We start from the raw sequence: 3,818 nt of genomic DNA, 5'->3' as shown, positions 1-3,818 counted from the left end.
GTCCTTCACCACCTCGGTGACGAAGGTCGTGCCGATCGCCTGCCGGTTCGCGTCGAGCCTGACCTCGCCGTTCGGCGTCTTCAGGACCATCTTCGAGAGCGCCTCGCGGTACTTGGCCTGGTTGCCGGAGAGGTCGCCCTTCACCGCATCGAGTCCGTCGAGCGCGGCCTTCATGTTGACGTAGTAGACGTAGGCGAACAGGCTCGGGCTCGGGAACCCGCCGGCCGAGACCGGGAAGTTCTTCTGGTAGTCGGCGACGAAGGCCTTCCACTCGGGGCCGGTGTACGAATCGGCGTACGGGCCGGCGGACAGCGTGCCGACCAGCGAGTCGCGCCGCTTGCCGCGGTAGTTCAGGACGTCCTGGCTGACCGTGATCGAGCCGCCGAGGATCGGCTTGTCGCCGCCCGAGGCCTCGTACTGGTTGAGGAAGTTCACCGCGTCGGCGCCGCCGAGCACGACCAGCAGGGCATCGACATCCTTCGGGATCTTGGCGATCACCGAGGAATAGTCCTTGCCGCCCAGCGGCACCCAGGCCTTCTCCGGCACCTTGCCGCCGAGCCGGCAGTACTCGGCCATGAAGCCCTGCACCTGCGAGTACGGGAAGGCGTAGTCCTCGGCGATGACCATGACCCGCTTGTAGCCCTTGGCCAGCGCCGCCTTGCCGAGGCCCATCATCCACTGCCCGCCTTCGGTGTTGAAGCGGAAGAAGTTGGGGCTGGGGTTGACGAGCGTCGTCGCCTGCGCGCCCGAGCCGCCGTTGATGAAGGTCACCTGCGGCTGGGTCTTCGAGTAGTCCTTGACGGCGATGCCCTCGCCGCCCGACAGCGGCCCGACCATGATGTCGACCTTGTCCTGCTCGACGAGCTTGCGCGTCGCGTTGACGGCCACGTCGGGCTTGGCGTCGGACGATCCCTTGATGATCTGGATCGGCCGCCCGGCGACGACGCCGTTGCGCTGCTTCACCGCCAGCTCGGCGCCGCGCATGCCGTCGGCACCGCCCGCCGCGAACGGCCCCTCGAGCGTGGCGAGCAGGCCGATCTTGACCGGCTGCCCCTGCTGCGCCCACGCAGAACCCATCACCGCCATGGCTGCCGCGGCGCCCAATGCCGTGCGCATCCAGATCCGTTTGGTCACTTTCACTGCTGTCTCCTTTGGTTGGAAGAAAGGCTCTGTCGCGGTGCGAAGCGAAGCCGAAGCCTCTCCCACAGTCCGAGCAGGCCGTCGGGGGAAAAAAGCACGATGGCGAGGAACACGCCGCCGATCACGAGATTGAAGCGCTCGCGATCGACGAGGTCGATGGCGAAGGTCTGCAGCAGCACGAAGACGAGGGCGCCGAGGAAGGCGCCGATCGGGTGCTTCATGCCGCCGAGCACGGCGATGACGAGGATGTTGATGAGCCACGAGGTGCCCACCGAACCCGGCGTGATCAGGCCGTTGTACCAGACGAAGAGGATGCCGCCGACGCCGGCGACGAGGCCGGCCAGGGCGTAGGCCGCGACCCGGTGGGCGACGACCTGGAAGCCCAGCGCGTTCATCCGGCGCGGGTTGTCGCGGATGCCTTGCAGCGCCTTGCCGAACGGGGCGCCGACGATCCAGCGGATCAGGAAGTAGCCGCCGAGGGCGCAGCCGAGCGCCAGGAAGTAAAAGGGCACCGGGTCGCGCCAGGCGATGCCGAAGACCTTCGGCGGATAGACCTCGCGCAGCCCCTGGAAGCCGTTGAAGACGCTGTAATTCTGCAGCACAAGGTAGTAGAAGGCGACGCCGATCGCCAGCGTGATCATGATGGTGTAGATGCCCTCGGTGCGCACCGAGAGCCAGCCGATGAGGGTCGCGCACAGGACGCTGATCAGCAGGGCCACCGGGATCGCCGCCCACCAGGGCCACTCCAGGCTGATCTCGGGGGCGCTGCTGTGGCCGAGCACGGCGAGCGCATAGCCGGCGATGCCCGCCACCGTCATCTGGGCCAGCGAGACCATGCCGCCGTAGCCGCCGAGGAAGGTCAGCGACAGCGCGATGAGGCCGAGGACCAGCGACTGCGCCACGACCTGGAACAGGAGGAAGGGCGTGGCCACCAGTGGCAGCAGGAGCACGGCCGCGGTGACCACCACATGGCGCGGCCGGATGGCCTGGCGGAGCCGTTCGAGCCACGGCGTGGCGGGGCCGGGCGCACCGGTCGACGACGCCTGTGGCGACGCCGCAGTGCTCGGCTCCAGCGGCCGGACCGCCCCGGCCGCACCGGAGTTCATGGCCCGTCGCCACTGGGCGGCGCTCATCGACGAGCCTCCGTGCGCTGCACTGCGGAATTCGCCTTGGGAGCGGCCCGGCGTCTCATGCCGGCCGCCCCATGATCCCGCGCGGCCGGAAGGCAAGCACGCCGATCAGGACGACGAACACGAAGACGACGCTGTAGGTCGGCGCATAGGCGAGCCCGTAGGTCTCGGCCAGGCCCAGGATGGCCGCCCCGATGGCAGCCCCGATGACGCTGCCCATGCCGCCGACGATGACGACGATGAGCGACGCCAGCAGCAGCCGCGTGTCCTCGCCCGGCACCATCGACAGCTCGACGGCGCCGATCACGCCGCCGAGACCGGCCAGGCCGGCACCGAGCATGAAGGTGATGGCGAAGACGCGGTTCACGTTGACGCCCGAGGCGGCGAGCATGCCGCGGTCGTCGACGCCGGCGCGGATCATCGTGCCGACGCGGGTGCGGTTGAGCAGCAGCCAGAGCCCCACGCCGATCGCGATGCCAAAGCCGAGCAGGCTGAGCCGGTACGCGGAATAGGCGTTGATCAGCGGGATGCCGCGGATCGGGCCTTGCAGCCACGCCGGTGCTTCCATCTGGTGCACCTGCCCCGTGAAGACCCAGATGAGCACGTCTGCGATGACGATCGACAGGCCGATCGTCACCATCGTCTGGCGCAGTTCCTCGCCCTGCATGTGGCGCAGGATCAGCGCCTGGATCAACCAGCCGGCCAGGGCCGCGACGACGAAGCCGCCGGCCAGGGCCAGGATCCACCAGCCGGTGCGCTCGGCGATGACGAAGGCGACGTAGCCGCCCAGCAGGTAGAGCGAGCCGTGCGCCAGGTTGACGTTCCTCATCAGCCCGAAGACCAGGGTGAAGCCGCTGGCGACGATGAAGTAGAGCGACGCCAGCGTCAGGCTGTTCAGCATCGTCACGAAGTACAGGCGCGGGTTGTCCGCGATCGCCCAGACCGAGAACACCGCGATCGGGCCGCCGATCAGGAGCCAGAGCAGCAGCCGGTTGCGTCGGCTCACGCGGCGCGTTCCCAGCTGCGCTGCGACGCGATCTCGGGCGACTTGGCGAAGACGCCGTCCTTCATCACCGCGAGCAGGCGCGTCGGGTCGCGCAGGATGGACAGGTTGGCGAGCGGGTCGCCGTCGACCAGCAGCAGGTCGGCGAGGAAGCCCTCCTTGACTTGGCCGAGCTCGTTCGGCTTCATCATGATCTGGCCACCGTAGAGCGTCGCCGAGCGGATCGCCTCCATCGGCGTGAAGCCGAGGTATTTGACGAAGAACTCGAGGTCGCGCGCGTTCTGGCAGTGCGGCGTGAAGGCGAAGCCGTAGTCGCCGCCGGGCAGGACGCGGATGCCGCGCTTGTGCATGGCGCGCAGCGACTCCACGGCTGCATCCCACTCGATCTGGTAGCCCATGGCCTGCGCCCTGGCGTTGGTGATGCCGAAGGCCTCGGCCTCGTGCAGCAGGGCGTAGAGGATGGCGATGCCGGGGGCGACGAAGACGCGGTCCTTCGCCGCCTCCAGCATGTCGAGCGATTCGGTGTCGGAGAAACTCGCGTGGTA

At 68.5% G+C, this 3,818-nt stretch carries 4 protein-coding genes; all 4 read right to left on the bottom strand.

Annotated features, from left to right (window positions below; all coding sequences use genetic code 11):
- Positions 1 to 1,140 (bottom strand): ABC transporter substrate-binding protein (locus AC30N0_RS00440; RefSeq protein WP_489515974.1); only part of this gene is annotated, 1,140 nt, incomplete at its 3' end.
- Entirely contained in the window at positions 1,137 to 2,273 is a 1,137-nt protein-coding gene (locus AC30N0_RS00435) for a branched-chain amino acid ABC transporter permease (RefSeq protein ID WP_489515973.1), read from the bottom strand. The genes AC30N0_RS00435 and AC30N0_RS00440, both read right to left, overlap by 4 nt.
- A 55-nt stretch (positions 2,274 to 2,328) precedes the next feature.
- Positions 2,329 to 3,276 (bottom strand): branched-chain amino acid ABC transporter permease, encoded by a 948-nt coding sequence (locus AC30N0_RS00430; RefSeq protein ID WP_489515972.1) that lies wholly within the window; start codon positions 3,274 to 3,276, stop codon positions 2,329 to 2,331.
- Positions 3,273 to 3,818 (bottom strand): amidohydrolase family protein (locus AC30N0_RS00425; protein ID WP_489515971.1); only part of this gene is annotated, 546 nt, incomplete at its 5' end. The genes AC30N0_RS00430 and AC30N0_RS00425, both read right to left, overlap by 4 nt.

The organism is Rhizobacter sp. (genome assembly GCF_031412495.1).
Classification (GTDB): domain Bacteria; phylum Pseudomonadota; class Gammaproteobacteria; order Burkholderiales; family Burkholderiaceae_C; genus Schlegelella_A.
The sequence above is the reverse complement of the archived record's forward strand: the minus strand, read 5'-3'. Positions and strand labels throughout refer to the sequence as shown.

Bases quoted from the DNA above. Each gene is read 5' to 3' on its own strand.
- AC30N0_RS00435 (WP_489515973.1), bottom strand. From the start codon at position 2,273: ATGAGCGCCGCCCAGTGGCGACGGGCCATGAACTCCGGTGCGGCCGGG.